Origin of the sequence: Flavobacterium tagetis (assembly GCF_016735615.1) — a bacterium.
Lineage (GTDB): Bacteria > Bacteroidota > Bacteroidia > Flavobacteriales > Flavobacteriaceae > Flavobacterium > Flavobacterium tagetis.
Window position 1 is genome coordinate 1417561 of the sequence record NZ_JAERSF010000001.1, and the last position, 26394, is coordinate 1443954.

The 26394-nt window shown below is 35.1% G+C and carries 20 protein-coding genes; 16 read left to right on the top strand and 4 right to left on the bottom strand.

Features of this window, described 5'->3' with window-relative positions; all coding sequences use genetic code 11:
- Positions 1-99: 99 nt before the first annotated feature.
- The 7 genes from JI750_RS06085 (at position 100) to JI750_RS06115 (ending at position 15262) form a co-directional block, all read left to right on the top strand.
- Positions 100-2499 (top strand): glycoside hydrolase family 31 protein, encoded by a 2400-nt coding sequence (locus JI750_RS06085; protein WP_201999403.1) that lies wholly within the window; start codon positions 100-102, stop codon positions 2497-2499.
- Positions 2500-2871: 372 nt separating this feature from the next.
- Positions 2872-4878 (top strand): glycoside hydrolase family 97 protein, encoded by a 2007-nt coding sequence (locus JI750_RS06090; protein WP_201999404.1) that lies wholly within the window; start codon positions 2872-2874, stop codon positions 4876-4878.
- Positions 4879-5019: 141 nt separating this feature from the next.
- Positions 5020-6591 (top strand): GH39 family glycosyl hydrolase, encoded by a 1572-nt coding sequence (locus JI750_RS06095; protein WP_201999405.1) that lies wholly within the window; start codon positions 5020-5022, stop codon positions 6589-6591.
- A 90-nt stretch (positions 6592-6681) separates the two neighbouring features.
- Positions 6682-8919 carry a glycoside hydrolase family 3 C-terminal domain-containing protein gene (locus JI750_RS06100; protein ID WP_201999406.1) on the top strand — a complete coding sequence of 746 codons (2238 nt, stop codon included), beginning with the start codon at positions 6682-6684 and terminating at the stop codon, positions 8917-8919.
- Positions 8920-9016: 97 nt separating this feature from the next.
- Positions 9017-10507, top strand: a complete 1491-nt coding sequence (locus JI750_RS06105; protein ID WP_201999407.1) for a cellulase family glycosylhydrolase — start codon at positions 9017-9019, stop codon at positions 10505-10507.
- A gap of 115 nt (positions 10508-10622) precedes the next feature.
- A complete protein-coding gene (locus tag JI750_RS06110; RefSeq protein WP_201999408.1) occupies positions 10623-12569 on the top strand; it encodes a sialate O-acetylesterase in 1947 nt (648 codons plus the stop codon).
- Positions 12570-12853: 284 nt separating this feature from the next.
- The gene (locus JI750_RS06115; RefSeq protein ID WP_201999409.1) at positions 12854-15262 is read left to right on the top strand and encodes a glycoside hydrolase family 95 protein; all 2409 of its coding nucleotides are present in this window, start codon (positions 12854-12856) and stop codon (positions 15260-15262) included.
- Between the two features lie 145 nt (positions 15263-15407).
- On the opposite strand, the gene JI750_RS06120 is transcribed toward JI750_RS06115, so the two are convergent.
- Positions 15408-15953: a CvpA family protein gene (locus tag JI750_RS06120; RefSeq protein ID WP_201999410.1), complete on the bottom strand. Its 546-nt coding sequence runs from the start codon at positions 15951-15953 to the stop codon at positions 15408-15410.
- Between the two features lie 242 nt (positions 15954-16195).
- Here JI750_RS06120 and JI750_RS06125 point away from each other — a divergent pair, with 242 nt between their 5' ends.
- The 4 genes from JI750_RS06125 to JI750_RS06140 all read left to right on the top strand — a co-directional run bounded on the left by JI750_RS06125 (position 16196) and on the right by JI750_RS06140 (position 18766).
- On the top strand, positions 16196-16552 hold the full coding sequence (locus tag JI750_RS06125; RefSeq protein WP_201999411.1) for a hypothetical protein: 357 nt from the start codon (positions 16196-16198) through the stop codon (positions 16550-16552).
- A 161-nt stretch (positions 16553-16713) separates the two neighbouring features.
- The gene (locus JI750_RS06130; protein WP_236672980.1) at positions 16714-17163 is read left to right on the top strand and encodes a hypothetical protein; all 450 of its coding nucleotides are present in this window, start codon (positions 16714-16716) and stop codon (positions 17161-17163) included.
- A gap of 84 nt (positions 17164-17247) precedes the next feature.
- Positions 17248-18267, top strand: a complete 1020-nt coding sequence (gene pheS / locus JI750_RS06135; protein WP_201999413.1) for a phenylalanine--tRNA ligase subunit alpha — start codon at positions 17248-17250, stop codon at positions 18265-18267.
- A gap of 91 nt (positions 18268-18358) precedes the next feature.
- Positions 18359-18766: a hypothetical protein gene (locus JI750_RS06140; RefSeq protein WP_008465394.1), complete on the top strand. Its 408-nt coding sequence runs from the start codon at positions 18359-18361 to the stop codon at positions 18764-18766.
- A 151-nt stretch (positions 18767-18917) separates the two neighbouring features.
- Here the strand turns inward: JI750_RS06140 and JI750_RS06145 are convergent, their stop codons facing one another.
- From JI750_RS06145 to JI750_RS06155, 3 genes are all read right to left on the bottom strand, one after another.
- Positions 18918-19913, bottom strand: coding sequence for an NAD(P)H-dependent glycerol-3-phosphate dehydrogenase (locus tag JI750_RS06145; RefSeq protein ID WP_201999414.1), 996 nt, complete (start codon positions 19911-19913; stop codon positions 18918-18920).
- Positions 19914-20266: 353 nt separating this feature from the next.
- Positions 20267-21424, bottom strand: coding sequence for an iron-containing alcohol dehydrogenase (locus JI750_RS06150; protein ID WP_201999415.1), 1158 nt, complete (start codon positions 21422-21424; stop codon positions 20267-20269).
- A 156-nt stretch (positions 21425-21580) separates the two neighbouring features.
- Positions 21581-22342: a type 1 glutamine amidotransferase domain-containing protein gene (locus tag JI750_RS06155; protein ID WP_201999416.1), complete on the bottom strand. Its 762-nt coding sequence runs from the start codon at positions 22340-22342 to the stop codon at positions 21581-21583.
- 85 nt (positions 22343-22427) lie between these two features.
- Between JI750_RS06155 and JI750_RS06160 the strand changes: the two genes are divergently transcribed.
- The 5 genes from JI750_RS06160 (at position 22428) to JI750_RS06180 (ending at position 26340) form a co-directional block, all read left to right on the top strand.
- Positions 22428-23333, top strand: a complete 906-nt coding sequence (locus JI750_RS06160) for a LysR family transcriptional regulator (RefSeq protein WP_111377551.1) — start codon at positions 22428-22430, stop codon at positions 23331-23333.
- A 70-nt stretch (positions 23334-23403) separates the two neighbouring features.
- On the top strand, positions 23404-23772 hold the full coding sequence (locus JI750_RS06165; protein ID WP_201999417.1) for a PKD domain-containing protein: 369 nt from the start codon (positions 23404-23406) through the stop codon (positions 23770-23772).
- A 110-nt stretch (positions 23773-23882) separates the two neighbouring features.
- Complete coding sequence (locus JI750_RS06170) at positions 23883-24575, top strand: NUDIX hydrolase (RefSeq protein ID WP_201999418.1); 693 nt, start codon at positions 23883-23885, stop codon at positions 24573-24575.
- A 74-nt stretch (positions 24576-24649) separates the two neighbouring features.
- Positions 24650-25483, top strand: coding sequence for a ribose-phosphate diphosphokinase (gene prs, locus JI750_RS06175; protein WP_201999419.1), 834 nt, complete (start codon positions 24650-24652; stop codon positions 25481-25483).
- A 17-nt stretch (positions 25484-25500) separates the two neighbouring features.
- Positions 25501-26340 (top strand): ADP-ribosylglycohydrolase family protein, encoded by an 840-nt coding sequence (locus tag JI750_RS06180; RefSeq protein WP_201999420.1) that lies wholly within the window; start codon positions 25501-25503, stop codon positions 26338-26340.
- The last annotated feature ends 54 nt before the right edge of the window (positions 26341-26394 follow it).

The window sequence follows — 26394 nt, forward strand, 5'->3', positions numbered from 1 at the left end:
GATTTAAATCTGTATGATCTCCTAAATCTGCGAGAGAAAAGAAAAAAGAAAATCCTTTCGAATTCTTTTAATCTGTGGCAAAAAAATAAAAAGTAACCAATGAAAAACTCAAAATTAACCGCACTATTTTCTGCTTTTATGTTTGGATTTTTAGCAGTTCCAAATGCAACTGCACAAATCCAAAATGCAGACGTACTGAATGCACCAATAGATATTAGCAAAGATTTTCAGAACTATCTGAATATTTTTTATTTTGCAGACGAACTAGCTTCTTTTGATCCTGCAACAGGAAAAGGAACCATCAAATATTTGAGATACAATTATAAAACACGTCAGGCTTTCAACAACATGATGATGAAACCAGATGTAGAAAAAGCAAACGAATTTCCAACAACAGAATATGCTGAATCTCCAGTTTTGCCATTCGAAATTCAGTTTGTTTCAGATAGAACAGTTAGAATCAAAACGACTTCTGGACCACAGTTTCATCCACAAAAGGAATCTTTAATGTTGATTGACGGCGTTGCGCCAAATCACCCTGAATTATGGAAATATGCTAAAATTGAAGGCGGTCATAGTTACACAAGCAAACACGGAAGAGTTGAAATATTAGTAAAACCTTGGCACGTAAAAATCTATGATGAAAAAGGAAAACTGCTGACAAGCACACTTCACGATACTGACTTTAAAAACACGTATACACCAACACTTCCATTTTCTTACGTTCGCAGAAACAGCGATTACTCAAGAAGTATGGGCGCAGCTTTTAGTTTAGAACCAGACGAAAAAATATTTGGTTGTGGAGAATCATTTACACAATTCAACAAACGCGGTTCAAAAGTAGTTTTATGGACAGATGATGCAAACGGAATCCAAAACGAAACCATGTATAAACCAATTCCGTTTTACATGAGCAGTCGTGGTTATGGAGTTTTCATGCATCATTCAACACCAATTACAGTGGACTTTGGAAAATACTTTTCAAGTGCCAACGAAATGTACATTGGAGACGACGAAGCCGATTTATTTTTCTTCATTGGAGAACCAAAAGACATTTTAGATCAATACACGAATCTGACAGGAAAAGCGGCAATGCCTCCACTTTGGTCGTTCGGTTTCTGGATGAGCCGTATTACGTATTTCTCTGAAAAAGAAGGAAGAGACGTAGCAAGAGATTTACGTAAATACAAAATCCCGACTGATGTTATTCACTTTGACACAGGTTGGTTTGATGTAGATTGGAGAAATAACTACGAGTTTGCAAAATCTCGTTTCCCAGACGCAACAAAAATGATGGCCGATTTAAAGAAAGATGGTTTTCAGGTTTGTCTTTGGCAATTACCATATTTCACGCCAAAGAACACTTTGTTTCCAGAAATTATGGATAAAAACTTGGCGGTAAGAGACAGAAAAGGAAATCTTCCTTACGAAGATGCTGTTCTGGATTTCTCAAACCCTGAAACGATTTCTTGGTACCAAGGTAAATTGAAAAAGTTATTTGATGAAGGCGTTGCGGTTTTCAAAGTAGATTTTGGAGAAGCAGCACCGCCAGACGGAATTTACCATTCTGGAAGAACAGGTTTCTATGAGCATAATTTATATCCATTGAGATACAACAAAGCAGTTGCAGAAATTACTCAAAAAGAAAAAGGATATACTTTAATCTGGGCTAGAAGTACTTGGGCAGGTTCACAGCGTTATCCTTTACATTGGGGAGGAGATTCTGAAACTACAAATGGAGCAATGTCGGCAGAATTACGCGGCGGACTTTCATTAGGATTAAGCGGATTCAGTTTTTGGAGTCACGATGTTGGAGGATTTGCTACTAAATCTCCTGAAAATATTTACAGAAGATGGACACCATTCGGAATGTTTACTTCGCACGTAAGAAGCCACGGAGAACCGCCTCGCGAACCTTGGTTGTACAGCAAAGAATTCTTAGAAGGATTTAGAAAAGCTGATAATATGCGTTACGAATTAATGCCATATATCTACGCTCAAGCTAAAGAAAGTTCAGAAAAAGGATTGCCAATGATGCGTGCTCTTTTTGTAGAATATCCAAACGATCCAGGAGCTTGGTTAGTTGACAATCAATATCTATTTGGTTCAAGTATGTTGGTTGCACCACTTTTTGAAGAGGTTGAAGAAAGAGATGTTTATCTTCCAGAAGGAACTTGGATCGATTACCAAACTAAAAAAGTGTACCAATCGGGCTGGCATAAAATCAAAGCAGGGGAAGTGCCAATTATAGTTTTAGTAAAAGACGGAACTGCAATTCCACACATAGGTTTAGCGCAGTCTACAAAGGATATGGATTGGAGTAAATTGACATTAAAAGTTTACGCAAGCGACAAAACGACTTCGGCAACAGCCAAAGTATTTTTACCAGAAGGCGATGCCGTACAAGAAATAAAAGTGAACAAAAACGGAAACAATTTCGAGGTATCAGCAAATCCATTAAACGGAAAAACCACTTTTAAAACGGAGTGGATTAAATAAAAGTTAGCCACTAATTGCACGAATTTCCACGAATTGAATTGGTGTTAATTTGTGTAATTAGTGGCAAAAAAAATAGCCACAGATTACACAGATTAAAAGGATTAAAAATTGAGAATTCAAAATTAAAAATCTGCTAGATCTGCGAGAAAAATATTTAAACACATAGAAACATAGGTTCTTGTTTGTGAAAAAGAAAGCAAAAAGAAACAAGTTTCTAACACATAGAAAAGCTATGTGAATTTATGCAAGTGAAACGCCTTTTATAGGTTTTCAATAAACTATGTTTCTATGTGTTTAAAAAATATAGCCACAGTTTTAAAAATCCTTTCTAATCCTTTTAATCAGTGGCAAAAAAATATAATACCAAAAAACATGAAAAACTATCTAATTCTCCCAGCCGTATTGTTTTCGATAGCAATAGGCTACAGTCAAAAAACGAAAAGCGCTTACGAATTGGCATCGCCAAACGGAAAAAACAAAATCAAATTTGAGCTGGTAAAAAATGCTCCAAAATATGCCGTTTCTCACGGAAAGACAGAAGTAATTTCTCCGTCAGATATGGGATTTGTATTGAAAGGAAATGAAGACTTAAGTTCAAACTTTGAAATTAAAGGAGCGAAGGCTTCTACGTTTGATGAAACTTGGGAACAAGTTTGGGGAGAAAAGAAAAACATCCGAAATCACTACAATCAATTGGTAGTCGATTTACAGCAGAAAACAGGAAACAAAAGAAAGTTGCAGATTCAGTTTCGTGCTTTTGACGACGGAGTAGCTTTTAGATATGTGTATCCAAAACAAAATGTAAAAGACAGTATTTTCATCATGGATGAAAAAACGACTTTCAATTTAAAAGAAGACGGAAAAGCATGGTGGATTCCTGCAAACCGACCAGATCGTGATGAATATTTATTTAAAGATGCACCAGTAAGTACATTAGATACTGTTTTAACTCCCTTAACAATCGAAAGCAAAAGTGGATTAGCGTTAAGTTTCCACGAAGCAAACCTAATCGATTTTGCGAGTATGACTTTGGTAAACACAAAAGGAACAGAATTAAAATCGGATTTGGTGCCTTGGGCTGACGGAATTAAAGTTCGCGTTAAAGATTCGTTTACTTCATCTTGGAGAACACTTCAAATTGGAGAAAATGCAGGTGAATTGATTACTTCTTATTTGGTTTTAAACTTAAATGAACCAAACAAATTAAAGAATACAAACAGCTATTTCAAACCGTATAAATATTTAGGAATCTGGTGGGGAATGCACATCGGAAAATATACTTTCTGGGAAAGCGACAAACAAGGTGCAACAACCAAACACGCTGAAGAATATATTGATTTTACAGCAAAAGAAGGTTTTCATCATTTATTGATCGAAGGATGGAACAAAGGCTGGACACCAGCTTGGTATGAAAATCGTATGCATATGTTCAGTTTTACGAAAAGTGCCGACAATTTCGATTTAGAAAAAGTAGTTGAATACGGAAAGAAAAAGAACATCGAATTAATCGGTTATCACGAAACAGGTTCAAACTTAATTAACTATTTAAAAGAAGTTGATGAAGGTTTTGCATTATACAAAAAACTTGGAATTCATACCGTAAAAATCGGTCACGTAGGTTCTAAATTGAATATGAAACAAATGCACTTCGGACAGTTTGGAGTAAATTATTTCAGATATATTTTAGAAAAAGCAGCACAATATGATTTAGCGGTTTTATACCATGAATCAATAAAAGATACGGGAGAAAGAAGAACTTTTCCAAACATGGTTTCAAGAGAAGCAGCGCGCGGACAAGAATATAACGCTTGGAGCGAAGGAAATCCGCCAAATCACTTAACGATTATTCCGTTTACAAGATTGCTTTCTGGTCCAATGGATTTCACGCCTGGAATTTTTGATGTTGAGGTAAAACAAGGTTATCCAGGAAAAAGAATTCAGGGAACAGTTGGGCAGCAATTGGCATTGTATGTAACGATTTATTCTCCGATTCAAATGTTGGCAGATCTTCCAGAAAATTACGAAGGAAAACCAGCTTTACAATTCTTAAAAGACGTTCCAACAGATTGGGAAGACACAAAAATCTTAGAAGGTAAAATTGGTGAATACATTACCACAGCAAGAAAAGACAGAAATAGCGCTGACTGGTATTTAGGAACTTTGACAAATGAAAAACCGCGAAATGTTGAGGTTGCATTATCATTCTTAGATCCAAATGCCACTTACGAAGCACAAATTTATGTTGATGCTGAAGGAACAGATCAAACACACAATCCAGAAGCAGTTGCCATTTCTAAGAAAACAGTAAAAGCTTCAGATAAATTACAATTGAAATTAGGCGGAGCTGGCGGTGGAGCAGTGAGATTTAAAAAATTATAATTATAGATTTAGTATCCTAACAGGTTTCCAAAACCTGTTAGGTATCACTATCACATCACAAATAAAGAAACTTTTAGATTGGGTAAAATAAATACCTAACAGGTTTCTAAAACCTGTTAGGATAACAAAAACAATTTTCAGATGAAAAGAATTTTAATAGTACTGGTTTTAATTCATTCCATCCAAATCATTGGACAAAACAATAATGCTGAAAACCGAATCATAAAAGTTGATTTTAAAAAAGAAGCAGGAAAATTAAACACCATGTTTAAAGAATGCATTGGAGCCGGAAGAGCAAACGAAGGTTTGAGAGCCGACTGGCAGCAACAATTAGCATTGGTTAAAAAAGAATGCGATTTTAAATATATCCGTTTTCATGGTTTATTGTCTGATGATATGGCAGTTTATCGCGAAGACGAAAAAGGAAATCCGGAATACAACTACCAATATGTGGACGTTTTATTTGATTATATTGTAAGTCTGAAAATGAAACCGTTTGTTGAATTAGGTTTTATGCCAAATGCATTGGCAAGCGGAAAAGAAACTATTTTTTGGTGGAAAGGAAACGTAACGCCTCCAAAAGATTATAAAAAATGGGAAGATTTGATTCGAAATCTAACTGCGCATTTCAAAGAACGTTACGGAGACGAAGAAGTAAAAACATGGTATTTTGAAGTTTGGAACGAACCGAATTTATCACCAGGTTTTTGGAGCAGTACTCAGGAAGAATATTATAAATTATACGATTACGCAGCCCGAGGCGTAAAAGCAGTAAACAAAGAATATAAAGTCGGCGGACCGGCAACGGCAGGTTCTGCTTGGGTTTCTGAAACAATTGATTTTTGTGCTAAAAATAATGTTCCGATGGATTTTGTTTCGACGCATACCTACGGAGTAAAACACGGATATTTGGACGAATTCGGAACTTCGGGAACGATTTTAAATCAGGACGAATGGAGTGTAAGCGGTGAAATTATTCATTCTAGAAAATTGATTACGGAATCGGCTAAACCAAATTTAGAATTGCATTATACAGAATGGAGTTCGTCTTATACACCGGCAGATCCAATTCACGATAGCTATCATTCCGCAGCGTATATTTTGCAGAAATTAAAACAAGTTGGAAATGCCGCAAACTCAATGTCATATTGGGTTTTTACCGATATTTTTGAAGAAGCAGGACCAAGATTTACGCCATTTCACGGCGGTTTCGGATTACTGAATACACAGGGAATTAAAAAGCCAGCCTATTTCTCTTATTATCTAATGAATAAATTGGGAGAAACAGAACTTCAAAATTCGGATAAAACTTCCTGGACTTCTAAAAATGCAAAAGGAGATGTTCAGGTTTTACTTTGGGATTTTACCAATACACATCCGGGAGATAAAGAACTGAATCAAACGTATTATATAAAAGATCTTCCATCAAAAGAAAAAGGAAAAGTAAAAGTTGAGGTGGACGGAATGCAGAAAGGGAAATATCTTTTAGAAATTTACAAAGTAGGATATAAAGTAAATGACGCTTACGCGGATTATTTAGCGATGAATAAACCAAGTCAGCTTACACGTCAACAAGTTAATTCTCTAAAAGAGAAAAATAACGGCGCGCCCATTTCGACAGAAAAAATCACAATTGACGGAAAAGGAACTTTCAGTAAAGAATTTAAAATCAATGAAAATGATGTTGTCATGCTGAATTTGATTAAACAATAATAGAGAGAAAACCACAACATAAAAATAGTATTAACTGCATTTAAAGATGATGCGTGAGGAATCTCTTTAAATCAAAACACCTAACTATCTATGAAAAACAAAATGATATTCCTTTCATCAGCTTTGGTTTTTGCATTTTTTACTTCTTGTAAAAATGATGCACAGACGTTAGCTTCAAATTCGGCACAAACCGAAGAATACGTTGGAAAAGAAATAAGTACAGATCATGATGCAGAAATTGATAAATTGATTTCGCAAATGACATTAGAAGAAAAAATTGGAATGCTTCACGGAAACAGCATGTTTGCCAATGCAGGCGTAAAACGTTTAGGAATTCCGGAATTAAAAATGGCCGATGGTCCGTTGGGAGTTCGTGAAGAAATTTCAAGAGACAATTGGGCTCCCGCAGGTTGGACAAACGATTTTGCGACTTATTATCCTGCTGGAGGTGCTTTAGCGGCAACCTGGAACGCAGAAATGGCACATACTTTTGGAACCAGTTTAGGAGAAGAATTACGTGCAAGAGACAAAGACATGTTGCTTTCGCCAGCCATCAATATGGTAAGAACACCGCTTGGAGGAAGAACGTACGAATATATGTCTGAAGACCCATTTTTGAATAAAAAAATCGCGGTGCCTTTGATTGTTGGTTTACAAGAAAAAGATGTAATGGCGTGTGTAAAACATTACGCAGCAAACAATCAGGAAACAAATCGTGATTTTGTAGATGTACAAATTGACGAGCGTACACTTCGTGAAATTTATCTTCCAGCTTTTGAAGCTTCGGTTAAAGAAGCAAAAGCATACAGTATAATGGGAGCTTACAATAAATTCAGAGGAGAATATTTATGTGAGAATGATTATATGCTGAATAAAATCCTTCGTGACGAATGGGGATTCAAAGGAATTGTAGTTTCGGATTGGGCTGCAGTTCATTCTACAGCAAAGTCTTTGAAAAATGGTTTAGATATTGAAATGGGAACACCAAAACCGTTCAATGAATTTTTCTTAGCCGATAAATTAATTGCTGCCGTTAAATCTGGAGAAGTTTCAGAAAAAGAAATTGATTTGCATGTAAAACGCATTTTAAGAACATTATTTCAGGTAAAAGCAATGGGCGGCGGAACACGAGCAAAAGGAAGCATCGCAACTGAAGCACATTACCAAGACGCCTACAAAATTGCAGCTGAAGCAATTGTATTATTGAAAAACGAAAACAATGCATTGCCATTAAAATTAGACGGAGTTAAATCTATTGCCGTAATCGGAAACAATGCAACAAAGAAAAATGCTCTTGGCGGATTTGGAGCGGGTGTAAAAACAAAGAGAGAAGTTACGCCTCTTGAAGGTCTTAAAAACAGATTGCCTTCATCAGTTAAAATCAATTATGCGGAAGGATATTTAGAGCGTTACGATAAGAAAAATAGAGGAAACTTAGGAAATATTACGGCTAATGGTCCAGTTACAATTGATGCTTTAGATCCAGCAAAAGTTCAGGAAGCAGTAGAAGCAGCTAAAAGTTCTGATGTTGCAATTATTTTTGCGGGTTCAAACCGTGATTACGAAACAGAAGCTTCGGATAGAAGAGATTTACATTTGCCTTTTGGACAAGAAGAATTAATCAAAAAAGTAATCGAAGCGAATCCAAAAACGATTGTAGTTTTTGTTGCCGGAGCTCCATTTGATATTAATGAAATAAGCAAAAAATCGCAAGCTGTGGTTTGGTCTTGGTTTAATGGTTCTGAAGGAGGAAATGCTTTGGCTGATGTTATTTTAGGAAAAGTAAATCCGTCAGGAAAATTACCTTGGACAATGCCGGTTGCTTTAAAAGATTCTCCTGCGCATGCCACAAACAGTTTCCCAGGAGACAAAGCCGTTAATTATGCTGAAGGAATCTTGATTGGATACCGTTGGTTTGATACTAAAAATGTTGCACCATTATATCCTTTTGGTTACGGATTATCATATACGACTTTCGCGCTTGATAATGCAAAAGCAAATAAAGATTCTTACGCTCAAAACGATGTAATCGAAGTTACAGTTGAGGTTAAAAACACAGGAAAAGTAGACGGAAAAGAGGTAGTACAATTATATACTTCAAAATCGGATTCTAAAATTACTCGTGCAGCACAAGAGTTAAAAGGATTCAAAAAAGCGGATGTAAAAGCTGGAAGTTCAGAAAAAGTAACCATCAAAGTGCCGGTAAAAGAATTGGCTTACTACGATGTTGCTGCTAAAAAATGGACGGTTGAACCAGGAAAATATACCATCAAATTGGGAACTTCTTCAAGAGATATTAAAAAAGAAATTCAGATAACAGTTAAATAAAACTTGTTATTGCTAAAAAATAACCAAACCACCAACGCCAGCCCACTATAAGCTGGCGTTGATTTTAAAAACTTACACTTAACTTAAACCAAACCAAATGAAAAAAACAATCAAAGATTATGTCTTGAGCTTTGTACTGTGCTTTGCTTTTCTGGGAGTTTTAGCCTGCAGTTCAGATAAAGAAGAGACTCCAGTAAGTATAAAAACACTCTCAGCAAATACAAATAAAATCGATTTTGAAAGCAAAGAAAATACAATTGAAATAACCGTTAATTCCAATGGAGTTGCTTGGACATTGAGTAATTCTGTTAGTTGGCTAAAAATAAGTCAGACTACTGGCGTATCTGGAAGTACAATAGTAAAAATTACTGCTTTAGAAAATACGACAACAGCGCTGCGAAATGCAGTTATTACACTAAGTGGCGGCGAACTTGCTTCTGCGACAATTTCAGTTTCTCAGGCAGCAGGAAGTTTATATCCAAATTACAATACAAATCCAATTGCAGCAGATGCGTCTGGAATGGGAAGTTCTGCGGTTGAATTGGCAGCAAAAATCAAATTAGGCTGGAACATTGGAAATACGTTGGAAGCAACCGGAGGAGAAACCGCTTGGGGAAATCCAAAAGTAACCAAAGCTTTAATTGATGCTGTAAAAGCAAATGGTTTCAATGCCATCAGAATTCCGTGTTCTTGGAATCAGAATTTAGAAAATGCTGCAACAGCAAAAATCAAAGTGGATTGGTTAAACCGAGTGAAAGAAGTAGTGCAATATTGTGTTGATAACGATATGTATGTTGTAGTAAACATTCACTGGGACGGGGGCTGGCTGGAAAACAATATTACCGAAGCTAAAAAAGTAGAAAATACTGCCAAACAAAAAGCGTTCTGGGAACAAATTGCAACACATTTACGCGGATTTGACGAACATTTACTTTTTGCAAGTGCCAATGAACCGGCTGTTGAAGATGCGACGCAAATGGCAGTTTTAACGTCGTATCATCAAACTTTTATTGATGCAGTTCGTTCAACGGGAGGAAAAAATGCTACTCGTGTTTTAGTAGTTCAAGGGCCAACAACAGATATCGAAAAAACAAATAAATTAATGACTACATTGCCTACAGATAAAGTATCAGGCAGAATGATGGTTGAGGTTCATTATTATTCACCTTGGAATTTTGCCGGTTTAACGAAAGATGAAACTTGGGGTAAAATGTTCTATTATTGGGGAAATGGTTTCCATTCTACAACCGATACAGAAAGAAATGCAACTTGGGGCGAAGAAGCCGATTTAGAAAAGAATTTCAAATTGATGAAAACGCAATTTGTAGACAAAGGAATTCCAGTTTTATTGGGAGAATTTGGAGCAATCCGCAGAACAACTTTAACAGGAGATGCGCTGACTTTACATTTAAATTCAAGAGCCTATTATTTAAAAATGTTAGTTAAAACAGCAAAAGCAAACGGATTATTACCTTTTTATTGGGACGAAGGAAGTCTAGGGAATAATGGTTTCGGAATCATGAACAGAACCAATAATACCGTCTTCGATACACAAGCTTTAAACGCATTAATTGACGGATTAAAGTAAAAAAATGTAGTTTAAATCATATAAGTGACATAAGTAAATTTAAGAGCATTGCTAAATGTAAACTTAAAATATCTTATATCACTTGTAGGGTTCAAAAATATTAAAATTGAAAAAAATGAAAAAGAGTGTAATTTTTATTTTTCTGTTAATTAGTGTTTTAGCTAATGCTAATGTGAGAATGCCTTTAATATTCTCTGACGGAATGGTGCTTCAAAGAGACAAACAAATTCCGATTTGGGGTTTTGCGGATGCGAATGAAAGCGTAGAAATTCATTTCAACAAACAAATCAAGAAAACCATAGCCGATAAAAACGGAAAATGGACGGTAAATTTAAATGCTGAAAAAGCCGGCGGACCATTCGAATTGATCATTATCGGAAAAAATAAAATCACGATCAAAAATGTTTTGGTTGGCGAAGTCTGGATTTGCAGTGGACAATCGAATATGGAATTTCAGGTTTTCAAAACGATGAATGCTGAAAAAGAAATTGCAGCTGCTAATTATCCAATGATTCGTCATTTTGGTGTTGCCCAAGATTTAAGTGGTACTCCAAAAGACGATTTAAAACAAGGGAAATGGGAAGAAGCAAACAAAGAAAATGTGGGCAACTTCACAGCAGTTGGCTACTATTTCGCCAGAAAACTGTATGCAGAATTAAAAATCCCAATCGGAATCATCAATACTTCCTGGGGTGGAACCAATGTGGAAACCTGGACAAGTCGCGAAGCTTTCGAAAACAGTCCCGATTTTAAAGCCATGATTGCCGATGTTCCAACCGTAGATATCAATGCGATTTTTGAAACCTATAAAAAATCAGTTTTAGAAAACTTAAAAAAAGTACAGGGTTTTGATGTTTCTATGGAAAACGAAGAGCAATTTAAAAACGCAAATTTCCAAGACAAAAACTGGCCAGAAATAAAAGTGCCTTCACTTTGGGAAAACCAGCAGATTGGAAATATCGACGGAATTGTCTGGATGCGAAAAACCATTGTTTTAACAGCCGAACAAGCCAAAAAAGAAGCCATTTTACATTTAGCAAAAGTAGACGACGAAGACAAAACGTATGTAAACGGAGTAGAAGTTGGAACCAATAATCTTTGGGACAAATTACGAGTTTATAAAATTCCTGTAAATGTCTTAAAAGAAGGAACAAACGTAATCGCTGTAAGAATTACAGATTACAGTGGCGGCGGCGGAATCTATGGCGATTCAGCCGATTTAAAAATCGACTTTAAAGATTCAAATTTGCCTTTAGAAGGACTTTGGAAATTTAATGTTATAAAAGTGAGAATCGAGGTTTCACCAAACAGTTATCCGTCATTATTGTACAATGCCATGGTAAATCCGTTAGTGCCTTATGCTATGCAAGGTGTTTTATGGTATCAGGGAGAAGCCAATGTTTGGAGAGCAGCAGAATACAAAAAAGCATTTCCGTTAATGATTACCGATTGGCGAACCAAATTCAAACAAGGAAACTTCCCTTTTTATTTCGTTCAATTATCCACTTTTGATGAATTTGGAGGAAACAGTCAAAAAGGAAGCCGTTGGGCAGAACTTCGCGAAGCGCAATCTGAAACTTTAAAATTACCAAACACCGGAATGGCCGTTACAACCGATATCGGTAACGCCAAAGATATTCACCCAACCAACAAACAAGATATTGGTTTACGTTTGGCGGCGATCGCAATGAACAATCTTTACGGCAAAAAACAAGTGCACAGTGGCCCAACTTATAAATCGCAGGAAATAAAAGGAAGCCAAATTATCCTCACTTTCGATAATATAGGCAGCGGATTGTCAACACCAAATAACGATGAATTAAAAGGTTTTGAAATTGCTGGCAAAGACAAAGTTTTTCATGCCGCGCAAGCAATCATTAAAGACAATAAAATAATCGTATCAAGCGATAAAGTTCAAAATCCCGTTGCGGTTCATTACGGCTGGGCAGATGACGATACAACAATTAATCTTTTCAACAAAGAAAAATTCCCCGCGTCGCCATTTAGAACCGATAATTGGGAAATGATTGCAGCGAATGAAAAATATAAAGTGAGTAAATAATTATTTGGGCGTGACCTCGATAAGATAAGTGGGCTAATTCTCTTTGCGCATATGAGCCCACTTATCTTATCGAGGTCGGGCTATCCGCGCTACTTCGGTAGCTTACTCCTATCCCTCACGCTGGTAAAACGTCTAGTATGTCATTTCGACGAAGGAGAAATCACACTAGAGATTCCGCAAAGTGAATTAACCAATCTTTGTCGATTTACGTGTGTGATTTCTCCTTCGTCGAAATGACAAGTTTGTGTAAATTTGGTTTAAAAAATATCAAAAAGAAAAAGCATATGAATTCAATCCTCATAAAAAAAACATTTCTCCTCTTACTTTTCACGTCTTACTATACAAACATTTCGGCACAATCCAAAAGTGTTTTATGGTACAAACAGCCAGCAGAATTCTTTGAAGAAAGTTTAGTTTTAGGAAACGGAAAAATGGGAGCAACCGTTTTTGGAGGGGCTAATTCAGACAAAATTTATTTGAACGACATTACACTTTGGTCGGGCGAACCTGTAAATGCAAACATGAGCCCGGACGCTTATAAAAACATTCCCGCAATTCGCGAAGCTTTACAGAACGAAAACTACAAACTGGCAGAAGAACTGAATAAAAAAGTTCAAGGAAAAAACTCCGAATCGTATGCGCCTTTAGGAACATTAGAAATCAATAATTCTGAAAAAGGGAAAGCAGTAAATTACCACAGAGAATTGGATCTTTCGAACGCTATTTCGAAAATAAGTTACGAAATGGCAGGTATAAAATATACCCGAGAATATTTTGTATCGGCTCCAGATAAAGTTATGATTATCAAATTGACAGTAGATCAAAAAGGAGCTTTAAACTTTGATATCAATTTGAAAAGCCTTTTACAATCAAATGTCGAAGTCAGAAACAATATTTTAATATTGAGGGGTTCTGCACCAATTCATGAAAATGCAGGATATAATGTTTTGCCAAAATATCTGAATTTAAAAGATAGAGGAACGAAATTTACAGGTTTAGTCCAAATCAAAAAAACAGACGGAACGGTTACAAGTTCTAGAGAAACGTTGACTTTAAAAGATGCTACAGAAGCCATAATTTTTGTTTCTGTTGCGACAAGTTTTAATGGTTTTGATAAAAATCCGGCATCAGAAGGTTTAGACGATGTTTCAATTGCTTTGCAAAATCTGAACAATGCGTACGCAAAAGCATTCGATAAACTAAAAGAATCTCACATTGCCGATTATCAAAAATTCTTCAATCGTGTCAACTTAGATTTAGGAAAAACAACCGCTCCAGATTTGCCGACAGACGAACGTTTATTGCGCTACGCTGACGGAAATGAAGATAAAAATCTCGAAATTCTATATTTCAATTTCGGACGCTATTTATTAATAAGCTCGTCAAGAACTTTGGGCGTTCCGGCCAATTTACAAGGACTTTGGAATCCGCATTTGAGTCCGCCTTGGAGCAGTAATTATACGATGAATATCAATTTGGAAGAAAATTACTGGTTGGCAGAAAACACCAATCTTTCCGAAATGCATTTGTCACTTTTGAGTTTCATTAAAAACCTTTCGGTAACAGGAAAAGTTACGGCAAAGACTTTTTACGGAGTAGATAAAGGTTGGGCAGCTGCTCATAATTCGGATATCTGGGCAATGACCAATCCAGTTGGACAGTTTGGAAAAGAAGATCCAATGTGGGCTTGCTGGCCAATGGCGCAGGCGTGGCTGAGTACACATATTTGGGAACATTATACGTTTACGCAAGATTTAGCTTATTTGAAAAAAGAAGGGTATCCGTTAATGAAAGGCGCAGCTGAATTTTGTTTAGGCTGGTTGGTTACCGATAAAAACGGAAATTTGATTACATCGCCTTCGACTTCGCCAGAAAATCAATATAAATTGGCAGATGGTTTTGTGGGTGCAACATTATACGGAGGAACTGCCGATTTAGCGATGATTCGCGAATGTTTTGATAAAACCATAAAAGCGTCAAAAGTGTTGAATACTGATGCTGGTTTTAGAAAAGAACTGGAAACAGCACTTTCAAAATTGCATCCGTATCAAATTGGAAAAAAAGGAAATTTGCAGGAATGGTATTTTGATTGGGAAGATAATGAACCGAAACATCGTCATCAATCGCACTTATTCGGACTTTTCCCTGGCGATCATATTACGCCATTAAAAACTCCAGATTTGGCAGAAGCTTCGAAAAAGACTTTAGAAATAAAAGGAGACGAAACTACAGGTTGGTCAAAAGGCTGGAGAATCAATCTTTGGGCAAGACTTTGGGACGGAAATCGTGCTTATAAAATGTATCGTGAATTACTTCGATATGTTGATCCAGACGGAAAGAAAACAGACAAACCAAGAAGAGGAGGAGGAACATATCCGAATTTATTCGATGCGCATCCGCCATTTCAAATTGATGGAAATTTTGGAGGCGCAGCTGCGGTTGCAGAAATGTTAGTGCAATCTGATGAAAACGAAATCCGATTACTTCCTGCTTTGCCAGATGCTTGGTCTGAAGGTTCTGTAAAAGGGATCTGTACCAGAGGAGGTTTTGAAATTGAAATGAACTGGAATAATAAAAAGCCAGAAAAAGTAATTGTTTCTTCTAAAAATGGAGGAAAAACGACTTTGGTTTTAGGAGATAAAAAACAGGAAATTGTTTTGAAAAAAGGAGAAAAATTAGAAGTGAAATTCTAAGTATTCTTTTGAAACCTAATGGCATCCTGAGCGAAGTCGAAGCTCGTTACCTTGAAGAGCTTCGACTTCGTTAAGCCTGACAAATTATAACAAACCCGACAGGATTCAAGAACCTGTCGGGTTTAATTCTTAAAAGATGCGACTATTATTTTTCGGTCTGTTCTTTTTCTTCTTCTGGTTTCTCAGAATGTTCCTTTTTAAAAGTCTCGTACCATTTTTCAATAGATGGATACACAAAAGCAGCAACTTTTTTCACTGGATTATAAAAAATGTAATTATCTAAAGTTTCTTTTTTTGCGAATGTATTATTGAAATTAATTTTCTCAAACAAAGCAATAAAAATACTCAGAATCAGAATCGTTTTTAAAATCCTAAAAAACCCACCACCTAATTTATTCATCCAGCCTAACATCGCAAAATCGGCAATGCCAGTTAAAATTTTGGCTAAGAAATAAACGCCAATTACAACTAAAATAAAAGTTAGGATAAAAGCTGTAATTTGAATATTGGTCGGATTCCAAGAAACGTGTTTTGAAATCCATCCTGTCATTAGTGAAGAAAATTTAATAGCAAGATAAATTCCTAATAGCAAAGAAATAAAAGAGGCAACTTCTACAAAAAGTCCATTTTTAATGCCTTTATACAAACTGTATCCTAAAAGCGCGGTTACAATAATATCAAAAAAACTCATGTTTTATTTTGTGTTAATGAGGCGCAAATATAGGTTTTTTTTAAGGTTTAGATGTTCAGAGAAACAAAGGTTAAAAGGTTTTAGGGCAAATGTAATTTTATGTGTTTAAATTTTTTAGGCACATTGAGTTTGAACTCTGTATCTTTGCAAATCAAAATTTAGAGTTAGATTGCGATTCTGCCCCCTCAGAATTGATTTTTACATCAGTAATCTAAAATCTACAATCAAAAATCATAAATTAAATGTCTAGAGATACACAATTAAAAGAGCGATGGGAAAAGCTCGTTGATATACTTTCAAATCAGTTTTCGCAAGGTGAAGATCTTGATTTGGATTCCATTATTTATTTAATCGGAGTTCAGGAATTTGGTAAAGTTCATCGTCAATTTAAAAAAGACGAAAAGTTAAATTTAATGCACATTGCAATCTGCCGATTATTGGAACCGTACGGATTTTACGAATTCGAATATTTTGATGAAGAAGGCTGGCCACACTACAAAATAAAAGAACAATTGCCATCGTTAAAAGCAGGTGAACAATCGGTTTTAATGAAAGAAGCGATTGTGAGTTATTTTTTGGAAAGAAAACTTATTGAATAGATTTTTTTAGTGTTCAGTGTTGTAAACTGTGACTAAGTAAGCGGAAACTGAACACTAAAACCTGATCACTGACTACTGAAAAAATGTGCAGATACGCAATGACATCTTATAAACCTCATTACGCTTGTTTTAATTGTCGAAAGACCTTTAAAAGAAGATTGATGGTTGATATAAAAAAAGGAGAAGCATCAGTTTTTGAAGCCAAATGTCCTCAATGTGGGGAGTTTATGGCAAATATGGGACTAGATTTCGAATCACCTAAAAAAGACGATCTCAAAAAGTGGGAACATCTTAAAAGTTTATTTTCTGTTGGTCTTACATTTCATTCTTGCGGTTGCAGTGGGCCAGGGTATATTCCGAATTCAAAAGAAAAATTAATTGAATATTTTGAAGGGATAAAAAAGACCTATTTTAAAAATATGGATTTTTGGCGAACCAGAATTGAACCTTCTACAAAACAAGAAAAAGAACGGGATTCGAATAAAAACTGGCATGAATTAAACCGCATTTCTTCGAATTTTAGAAAGGAAACAGTAACCAATCAGGAAGGTTTAGATTATTGGCATGTAAAGATCAAACAAGTTGAAGAAAAGTTAAATCTAATAAAATAATTTACAGAAAACCTAAAACTGCGACTGTGACCGCGCACTTTCAACTAAAAACACTAAATTTGTACTCTCAATTATCGAAGGAAAATGATAGATAAGATAAAACAGCACATAGAGGAAGCTAAAGCCTTTAATGAGAAAAATAAAGAATCGTTAGAACAATTCCGTATTAAATATTTAGGTAGTAAAGGTTTATTGAAAGAACTTTTTAATGAGTTTAAGAATATTCCGGTTGACCAGAAAAAAGATTTCGGACAAGTAATTAATACTTTAAAAGCGGTTGCTGAAGAAAAAGTAAAGCAGATTCAGGAAGAGCTTGAAAGTAAAGAAGAGTCTAAAGGAATTTTTGGAGATTTAACACGTGCGGCAGAACCTGTAATTATTGGTTCGCGCCACCCAATTTCTATCGTTAAGAATCAGATTATAGATATTTTTGCTAATATCGGATTCAATGTTTCTGAAGGACCAGAAATTGAAGACGACTGGCATAATTTTACAGCATTGAACTTGCCAGAATACCATCCGGCGCGTGATATGCAGGATACGTTTTTCATTCAGACTAATCCTGATGTGTTGTTGCGTACGCATACATCATCTGTTCAGGTGCGTTATATGGAAAATCATAAACCGCCAATTCGTACCATTTCTCCAGGACGCGTTTTCCGTAATGAAGCTATTTCATCTCGTTCGCACTGTATTTTCCATCAAGTGGAAGGATTATACATTGACAAAGATGTTTCTTTTGCTGATTTAAAACAGACATTATTGTATTTCACAAAAGAAATGTTCGGAAAATCTAAGATTCGTCTTCGTCCATCTTATTTCCCATTTACAGAGCCAAGTGCTGAAATTGATATTTATTGGGGATTAAAAACAGAAACGGATTACCGTATCACAAAAGGAACTGGCTGGTTGGAAATTGGAGGTTGTGGAATGGTAGATCCAAACGTTTTGAAAAACTGTGATATCAACCCAGATGAATACAACGGATTTGCTTTCGGAATGGGAGTAGAGCGTATTGCAATGCTTTTGTACCAAATTGGAGATATCCGTATGTTCTACGAAAATGATGTTCGTTTCTTAGAGCAGTTTAAAGCAAATATTTAATTTAAGTCATAAAGTTGTAAAGTCGAAAGTCAAAAGTCTCAGAGTGATGGCTTTTGACTTTCGACTTTCGACTTTAAAACTTTTGACTCATATGAAAAAAGATATAATAATCCCGGAAGTCGAAAACGTATTTCTTGCGGCAGTGCAGGAATGGAGCGACGATTTTATGGAAAAAGTGTGGTACGCTTACTTGGTTAACGACAGTGATTTTAACTTAGATAGCGTAATGGTGGTTTCAAAAGCGTTTGGAACTATTGATGGAGAAATGAAGAAAACATCAATTCTGCGTCATGCATTTGTTGAGGTTCCTTCGGTTTCTGTTGTAAAGATAGAATTGGTAGAAAAGAGCCTTTTAGCACTAAATAATGAGTTTATGGTAACTTTCTTCATCGGAAATACTTTGTACGATAAGAAGTTTATCTTTAAAGCCAATTCGCTTGACGAAAACAATACGGAAGAAGTGCCGATTTTGTTTGTTGAAGGTGTGATGGTGAAGTAGAGTTTTAAAGAGATAAGAAGCAAGAAGAAAAACTAAACTGAGATTTAATAGAATAAAGAAGAAAGAGCCAAGACTGAAATTCAGTTTGGCTCTTTTTTTTTATCTCAGTAAAGAAGTCTTGTTTCTTGCTTCTTGCATCTTTTAACTAAATCTAATCCAAAGACTCAGTCAATTTCTTGAAAACCGTTTTGGCGTCTTTTCCTTCATATAAAACTGCGTAAACAGCGTCTATAATTGGCGTTTTTGCGCCGTAACCTTGATTTAGTTTATAAGCACTTTTTGTTGCGTAATAACCTTCTGCAACCATGCTCATTTCCATCATCGCGCTTTTTACAGTATATCCTTTTCCGATCATATTTCCGAACATTCTATTTCTAGAGAAAACTGAATATCCTGTAACCAACAAATCGCCCAAATAAGCCGAATCGTTAATGTTACGTTTCATTTTATGCACTTTTCTGATGAATTTCTTCATTTCGCGAATCGCATTACTCATTAAAACTGACTGGAAGTTGTCGCCATAACCTAAACCGTGGGCAATTCCGGCAGCAATAGAGTAAATGTTTTTCAGCATCGCAGCATATTCAGTTCCGATAATGTCGTCTGAAATTTTGGCTTTGATATAATTTCCCGAAAGTGATTTTGCTACAGTACAAGCTTTTTCTGGGTCACCACAGGCAATTGTTAGGTAAGAAAGTCTTTCTAAGGCAACTTCTTCAGCGTGACAAGGACCAGTAATAACTCCAATATTGTAATATGGAATGTCGTATTGAATGTGGAAATGTTCACCGACAATTAAACTCGTTTCCGGAACAATACCTTTAATAGCAGAAAAAATGATTTTATTGGATAAAGAAACCGTCATATTTTTTAACTCGGCATCTAAGAAGGCTGATGGAATAGCAAAAATAATGTAATCTGCATATTCAATCGCTTCGTTTATATTGCTTGTCAGTTTAAGTTTGTTAGTGTCAAATTCAACAGAACTTAAATAGTTGGGATTGTGTTTGTATTTCTGAAGATGTTCAATTGCAGACTCATTACGCATATACCACGCAATTTCCGAAAGATTCACACATAGCATTTTGGCAATTGCCGTTGCCCAACTTCCTCCTCCAATTACTGCAAATTTTAACTTTTCGCTCATTATTTTATTAATTTGAAACAAAAGTACTTAATAATGTGCTAATAAAGCAAAATCTGCTTTAAGAAATTTGGCAAACCCCTTTAATTGCAATGACTTTCAAGATGTTTAAGAGAAAAATATTTTTTAATCAACCAACAATAAAATTATATGAGGTACCGTTATAACAATTTATAAATTAGAATTTTAATGAATTTAAAAAAAATTGAGTTAGTTAGTTTTGTTTTAGTATTTTGAAAAGGCGTTCCTAAACTTGTTAAGAACGCCTTTTTTATTAAATTCCAAATAAAGAAATTCCAAATTCCAAAATTAAGCTTATTGGAATTTGGAATTTTTTAAAATTTGGAATTTATACTTTAGTAACTAAGCTCAACAATTGATTTTACTTTGTCTAAAGTTACTAATTGGTTTTCGCCTAAACCTTTCCAGCCTCTTTCATCAAAACGTTTTACGATAAAATCTGCTGTGTTAGAATAGTCTTCTATGTATTGAGAAAGTTTAGTGTCCATTCCCATTGTATGGAAAAACTCCACTGTTTTGTTGATGGCTTCTTTTGCTACTTCTTCATCAGAACCTGTTAAGTTGAAGATGCGTCTTCCGTATTGCGCTAATTTTGCTTTTTTAGTTTCGAACATTACTTTATATAAATTCGGACCAATAACAGCCAAAGTTCTCGCGTGATCAATTTCAAAAAGCGCTGTCAATTCGTGACCAATCATATGTGTAGCCCAGTCGCTTGGAACACCTTTTTGGATTAATCCGTTCAAAGCCATTGTACAGCTCCACATAAAATTGGAAGCCAAAGTATAATCTGTAGGGTTTTGTACAACGCCAGGACCAACTTCGATTAGTGTCTGTAAAATTCCTTCGGCAATTCTATCTTGAAGAAAAGCATCGGTTGGATACGTTAAATATTGCTCCATAACGTGTGTGTAAGCGTCTACAACACCATTTTCTATTTGTCTTTTTGGTAAAGAAGAAATTACAGTTGGGTCACAAATAGAGAATTTTGGAAACAAAGCACTTCCGCCAGAAGATAATTTTTCCTGAGTTGCTTCAATCGTTACCACGTATCCTGAGTTCATTTCGCTTCCTGTTGCTGGTAGTGTTAAAACAGTTCCAAACGGCATTGCATTTTCTTTAATTAAAATTCTTTTTTGAAGAATGTCAATCGGATTTCCTTCAAAATGAACAGCGCCCGAAATAAATTTCACGCCGTCAATTACAGATCCGCCACCAACAGCCAGAATAAAATCGATTTTTTCTGCTTTTATAACATCAACGGCTTTCATTAAAGTTTCAAATCTCGGATTTGGTTCGATTCCGCCAAATTCTACAATTTCAAAACCTTTTAGATTGTTGATTACTTGATCGTAAATTCCATTTTTGAAAATACTTCCACCACCATAAGCCAAAAGGATTTTTGCATCTTTTGGCACTAAAGTAGAAAGTTTTTCAATTTGCCCTTTTCCGAAGACTAAATTCGTCGGATTGTATAATTCAAAGTTTAGCATTTTTTTAGAGTTTCTAAGATGCTAATAAACTAATAAACTAAGTTTTTTAGCATCTGGTTAATTTTATTATTTTAATTTTTGATAAAAATCTAATCTGCTAAAAGAAAACTTAGTCTCTTAGCAACTCAGTCCCGATAGCTATCGGGACGGCATCTTTTAATTCAATTCTTGTAACAATTTTGCAGCTACCAATTTAGACGATGCAGGATTTTGACCTGTAATTAAAAGTCCGTCTGCTACTGCGTATGGTTGCCAGTTTTCTCCTTTAGAAAAGATTGCTCCGTTTGATGCTAAGGCATCTTCCAATAAAAACGGAACTACTTTAGTTAAACCAACCGCTTCTTCTTCAGCATTTGTAAATCCAGTTACTTTTTTGCCTTTTACTAAATATTCGCCATTTACTTTTACATTTTTCAAAACTGCAGGCGCGTGACATACAAATGCTACTGGTTTATTGTGCGTGTAAAAAGATTCAATTAAAGCGATTGAATTATGATCTTGTACCAAATCCCAAAGCGGACCGTGGCCTCCTGGATAAAATACAGCATCGTAATCTTTTTGGTTAACTGTCGAAAGTTTTAAAGTGTTTTTTAGTTTTTCCTGTAAAACCTTATCAGCGTCAAAACGTTTTGTGTCTTCAGTTGCCGAAGCTGGATCGGCACTTTTTGGATCAATCGGCGGCTGGCCTCCAAGCGGAGACGCAATTGTGATTTCTACTCCTTGATCTAATAATTCATAATATGGTGCAGCAAATTCTTCTGACCAGAATCCTGTTTTTTCTCCTGTATTGCCCAGTTTGTCATTGGTGGTTACAACAAATAATACCTTTTTCATACTCTTCTTGTTTGATTTTTGAGCCTCAGCTGAAATGCTTACAGCTGTAAATGCAGTTATTGCGAATAGTGCTATTTTCTTCATAATATTAAATTTCGAACAAATTTACGGCGAATGTGATATCAGTAAAAATAAAATAAACTATGTTTGTTATAAATAAATTTATGTCATGGTAAATCTAGAATGGTACAGAACTTTTAAGGCAGTTTACAAAAACGGTAATTTTTCAGTGGCTGCGAAGGAATTATTTATGAGTCAGCCTGCGGTTAGTCAGCAGATTTCAATGCTTGAGGCGCACGTCGGAAATAAATTATTTAACCGGAAATCAAAAGGTGTTGAACCAACCGAATACGCTAAGTTACTGAATAATTTGATTATAGACGCTCTTGACAGGCTCGAAAGTGTCGAAACCAGTTTCAGGGCTAAAGCAGAAGATGCTAATCGATTAATTTCTGTTGGAATCTCGAAACATCTTTTTGACTGTGTTGGCAATCTTTTAATTTCAAAGTTTGATTTAATTGATTTTACTTTTGCAGAAAACGACGAACTTTTTGCCTTAGTTGATGCTAAAAAACTTGACTTTGCCATTACAACCAAAAGATTTGACACTTTTGATACGACTTATGAAATTGTTGGAAAAATCAAACTGATTTTAGTTGCTCCAATAAGTTTAGATATAACAGAGTTTCGTCAGAAATTAAAATCAGATAATTTTACTGAAATTGAACAATGGCTGAATGCACAAAAATGGTACAGCCATGATGCGAGAATTCCGCATATAAAATTATTCTGGTTGCATGCTTTTAATAAAAAAAGGCCATCGATGGTACCTAATTACATTATACCTTCAGAATCTGAAATGCTTAGACTTCTGGCAAAAAACGAAGGAATCGCGGCAACTTGGAATTGCAATGCAAGACATTACATTAAAGAAAATAAACTGCAGTTAGTTTGGAATAGCTTTCATGTTCCAGAAGAGTTTGTGTATTTATTGGCGCCAAAAAACAATAATGTAAAGTCGTTTTTTGATATTATTGAGAAGGAATTAAAGTTGTTTTTTGGTAATAGATTATGATTTCGATCATTTGTTCTTATAGCATAAAAGAGTAATTTTGATATATATAAACCACTAAAAATTTCCGATTATGAAAAAGATTATGCCTGTTTTGATGTTTCCTTTGCTGTTTTTTGTAATTATTTCTTGCAGTAAAAGTGATGATGAAGCAATTGTAGATTGTTTTGGAGACTCGATATTAACGGAATTAAAGCACTCGGCAGATGGAACAAATTCGAAAATAATTAATTACTCCATACAATACAGTGGAAGCAATACAGTATCTTCTGTAAAATGGACTTTTGGCGATGGAAAAACAGAAACCATAAATACTTCGACCGGAGCTATATCGCATACTTATAGTACCGCAGGAACTTTTGAAGTAAAAGCTGATGTAACGCTAAAAAAAGACGGTGGAAGTTGTACTGTTAGCCCAAAGAAAAGTGTAACGGTCAACTAAAATACCGCTTGTAAAAATAGTAATGAGGGCCAACTTTGTAATTTATTGCGCAAGCATAGATTACAAAGTTGGTCCTCATTCGTTATATTTGTTTGATAGGATTAAGGATTATGGAAAAATTACAAAATATTAGAATTGCTGTAGATGCGATTGTTTTTGGATACAAGAACAATGATTTATATGCACTATTGATTGAGCAGAAATTTGGTTCGGCAGATAAATATTGGGCATTGCCTGGTGGTTTGGTTCAAAATGATGAATCTTTAAGTGACGCTGTCATTCGCGAATTGCATGAAGAAACAAATGTCCAGCTTAATTTTATGGAGCAATTATACACTTTTGGAGATGATATCCATAGAGATTCAAGAAACCGTGTGATTTCTGTTGCCTATTATGCTTTGGTAGATGCTTCGAATTTGGAGATTAAAGCAGATACAGATGCAGAAAGAGTGCAATGGTTTAAAATAGATGAAATTCCGCCTTTGGCATTCGATCATAATTTGATTTTAAAGAAAGGAATAGAAAGGCTTAAAGCCAAACTGACGTATGAACCAATTGGTTTCGATTTACTTCCAGAAGAATTCTTATTTTCAGATCTTGAAAACCTTTATTGTACCATTTTAGAAAAAGAAATTGACCGTCGAAATTTCAGAAAAAAAATACTGAGTTACGGTATTTTGGAAGAAACTGAAAAATTCTCACCAATTAAAACAGGTCGTCCAGCAAAACTTTTCAAGTTCAATAACCTGAAATATAATGAGTTAATTAAAAACGGCTTTCACTTCGAAATAAAGTTTGCGTAATTTTTACACAAAATAAATTGTTTATTCAAAATTAAATTCTACATTTGCGTATAATTAACGCAAACTAAAAAACTATGATACTAAATCTCGACCCAAAATTCGCTCCATTTCAAAATCAGGAAGAAATTAAATTTCAAAGTTTTACTTTCTCTGGAGGAGAACCACACATCAAAATCGCACCAGATTTTGATGCAAATAAAAAAGTTACCATTACACACCGATTAAATTCATTCAACGACTTAGGTTTGTTGTGTGTTACAGTTGATGCTTTACGCAGAATGGATGTTAAAATCATAGATCTTTTTATTCCTTATTTCCCTGCTGCAAGACAAGATCGTGTTATGATTCCTGGCGAACCATTATCTGTAAAAGTGTATGCTGATATTATTAATGCAATGCAATTGAACAAAGTTTTTGTTTTTGATGCACATTCTGAAGTAACTCCAGCTTTGTTAAATAATAGTACTATAATTCCGAACTATACTTTTATCAAAGAAGTTTTGAATAGAATTGGCGAAAACGTAAAACTGATTTCTCCAGACGGTGGGGCTTTGAAAAAAATCTACAAAGTATCTGAATTTTTAGGAGGTGTTGAGGTTGTAGAATGCAGTAAAAGTCGTGATGTAAAAACCGGAAAACTATCTGGCTTCAAAGTTTACAATGATGATTTGCAAGGAATGGATTGTTTAATTGTTGATGATATCTGTGACGGAGGAGGAACTTTCGTAGGATTAGCAGAAGAACTAAAAAAGAAAAACGCAGGAAAATTATACTTAGCTGTAAGCCACGGAATTTTCAATAAAGGTTTCGAAGTTTTAAACTGCTTTGATGGCATTTTTACAACCAATTCTTTTAAAGATTTTGAAGGTGAAAGTGTTCAAGTGATTGGATTAGATCAATTAGTTTAACTTTTAAATCCCAAAAAATGATACTAGAAGCAGCGATAGGCGATGCCTACGGAGCAGGATTTGAATTTCAGGAGTTAGATTACATTATTAAAAACAATGATTTGACTCAATATCACAAACACGGAATGTATACGGAAATCTATAAAAAATATACTGACGATACACAAATGGCAATTGCAATAACAGAACTTTTGTTAGAAGATGACAATTGGAATGAAGTAAAAGTCGCCGATAAGTTTGTTGAAGTTTTTCATAGAGATAAAAGAAGAGGATATTCAGACAGAGTTTATAATGCATTAGATGCGAGTAAAAACGGAACTGATTTTCTAAAAATAATTGATAACAGAAGTAACGGAAATGGATCTGCAATGCGAGCTTACTCAATCGGACTTATAAAAGATGTCAAGCAATTGCTAGAGTTTTGTGAGATTCAAGCCAAAACATCTCATCATACAGCAGAAGGAATCAGCTGTGCTAAAAGAATAGCTTTAGCAGTTCATTTTTACAAATATAAATTAGGAGATAAAAGTTCATTAATCGATTTTGTAAACGATACTTTAAAAGAAAAAGAAATATACAAAGTGACATCGCCAATTGATATGCACGGGTATTTTACCACACAAGCTGTTATCAAAATGGTTTCTGAGGCAGATTCTATGCAAGATAGTTTAAAAAAAGGAATCGATTATGGTGGAGATACCGATACTGTTGCAGCTTTGAGTATGGCGATTTTGAGTCAAAAAGAGAGTTGCGAAAAAACACTGCCAAAGTTTTTATATGATGAATTAGAAAATGGCACATATGGAAGAGATTTTCTAATCAATTTGGATCTTAAATTAAAAGAGAAGTTTCATTAAGTGAAACAAAAACTATTAACCATTTTAGGTTTAAAACCCAAATTTTAAGTTCAG

Excerpts from the sequence above, each read along its gene's own strand:
- JI750_RS06085 (WP_201999403.1), top strand. The coding sequence starts at position 100 with ATGAAAAACTCAAAATTAACCGCACTATTTTCTGCTTTTATGTTTGGA.
- JI750_RS06090 (WP_201999404.1), top strand. The coding sequence starts at position 2,872 with ATGAAAAACTATCTAATTCTCCCAGCCGTATTGTTTTCGATAGCAATA.
- JI750_RS06095 (WP_201999405.1), top strand. The coding sequence starts at position 5,020 with ATGAAAAGAATTTTAATAGTACTGGTTTTAATTCATTCCATCCAAATC.
- JI750_RS06100 (WP_201999406.1), top strand. The coding sequence starts at position 6,682 with ATGAAAAACAAAATGATATTCCTTTCATCAGCTTTGGTTTTTGCATTT.
- JI750_RS06105 (WP_201999407.1), top strand. The coding sequence starts at position 9,017 with ATGAAAAAAACAATCAAAGATTATGTCTTGAGCTTTGTACTGTGCTTT.
- JI750_RS06110 (WP_201999408.1), top strand. The coding sequence starts at position 10,623 with ATGAAAAAGAGTGTAATTTTTATTTTTCTGTTAATTAGTGTTTTAGCT.
- JI750_RS06115 (WP_201999409.1), top strand. The coding sequence starts at position 12,854 with ATGAATTCAATCCTCATAAAAAAAACATTTCTCCTCTTACTTTTCACG.
- JI750_RS06120 (WP_201999410.1), bottom strand. The coding sequence starts at position 15,953 with ATGAGTTTTTTTGATATTATTGTAACCGCGCTTTTAGGATACAGTTTG.
- JI750_RS06125 (WP_201999411.1), top strand. The coding sequence starts at position 16,196 with ATGTCTAGAGATACACAATTAAAAGAGCGATGGGAAAAGCTCGTTGAT.
- JI750_RS06130 (WP_236672980.1), top strand. The coding sequence starts at position 16,714 with ATGGTTGATATAAAAAAAGGAGAAGCATCAGTTTTTGAAGCCAAATGT.
- pheS (WP_201999413.1), top strand. The coding sequence starts at position 17,248 with ATGATAGATAAGATAAAACAGCACATAGAGGAAGCTAAAGCCTTTAAT.
- JI750_RS06140 (WP_008465394.1), top strand. The coding sequence starts at position 18,359 with ATGAAAAAAGATATAATAATCCCGGAAGTCGAAAACGTATTTCTTGCG.
- JI750_RS06145 (WP_201999414.1), bottom strand. The coding sequence starts at position 19,913 with ATGAGCGAAAAGTTAAAATTTGCAGTAATTGGAGGAGGAAGTTGGGCA.
- JI750_RS06150 (WP_201999415.1), bottom strand. The coding sequence starts at position 21,424 with ATGCTAAACTTTGAATTATACAATCCGACGAATTTAGTCTTCGGAAAA.
- JI750_RS06155 (WP_201999416.1), bottom strand. The coding sequence starts at position 22,342 with ATGAAGAAAATAGCACTATTCGCAATAACTGCATTTACAGCTGTAAGC.
- JI750_RS06160 (WP_111377551.1), top strand. The coding sequence starts at position 22,428 with ATGGTAAATCTAGAATGGTACAGAACTTTTAAGGCAGTTTACAAAAAC.
- JI750_RS06165 (WP_201999417.1), top strand. The coding sequence starts at position 23,404 with ATGAAAAAGATTATGCCTGTTTTGATGTTTCCTTTGCTGTTTTTTGTA.
- JI750_RS06170 (WP_201999418.1), top strand. The coding sequence starts at position 23,883 with ATGGAAAAATTACAAAATATTAGAATTGCTGTAGATGCGATTGTTTTT.
- prs (WP_201999419.1), top strand. The coding sequence starts at position 24,650 with ATGATACTAAATCTCGACCCAAAATTCGCTCCATTTCAAAATCAGGAA.
- JI750_RS06180 (WP_201999420.1), top strand. The coding sequence starts at position 25,501 with ATGATACTAGAAGCAGCGATAGGCGATGCCTACGGAGCAGGATTTGAA.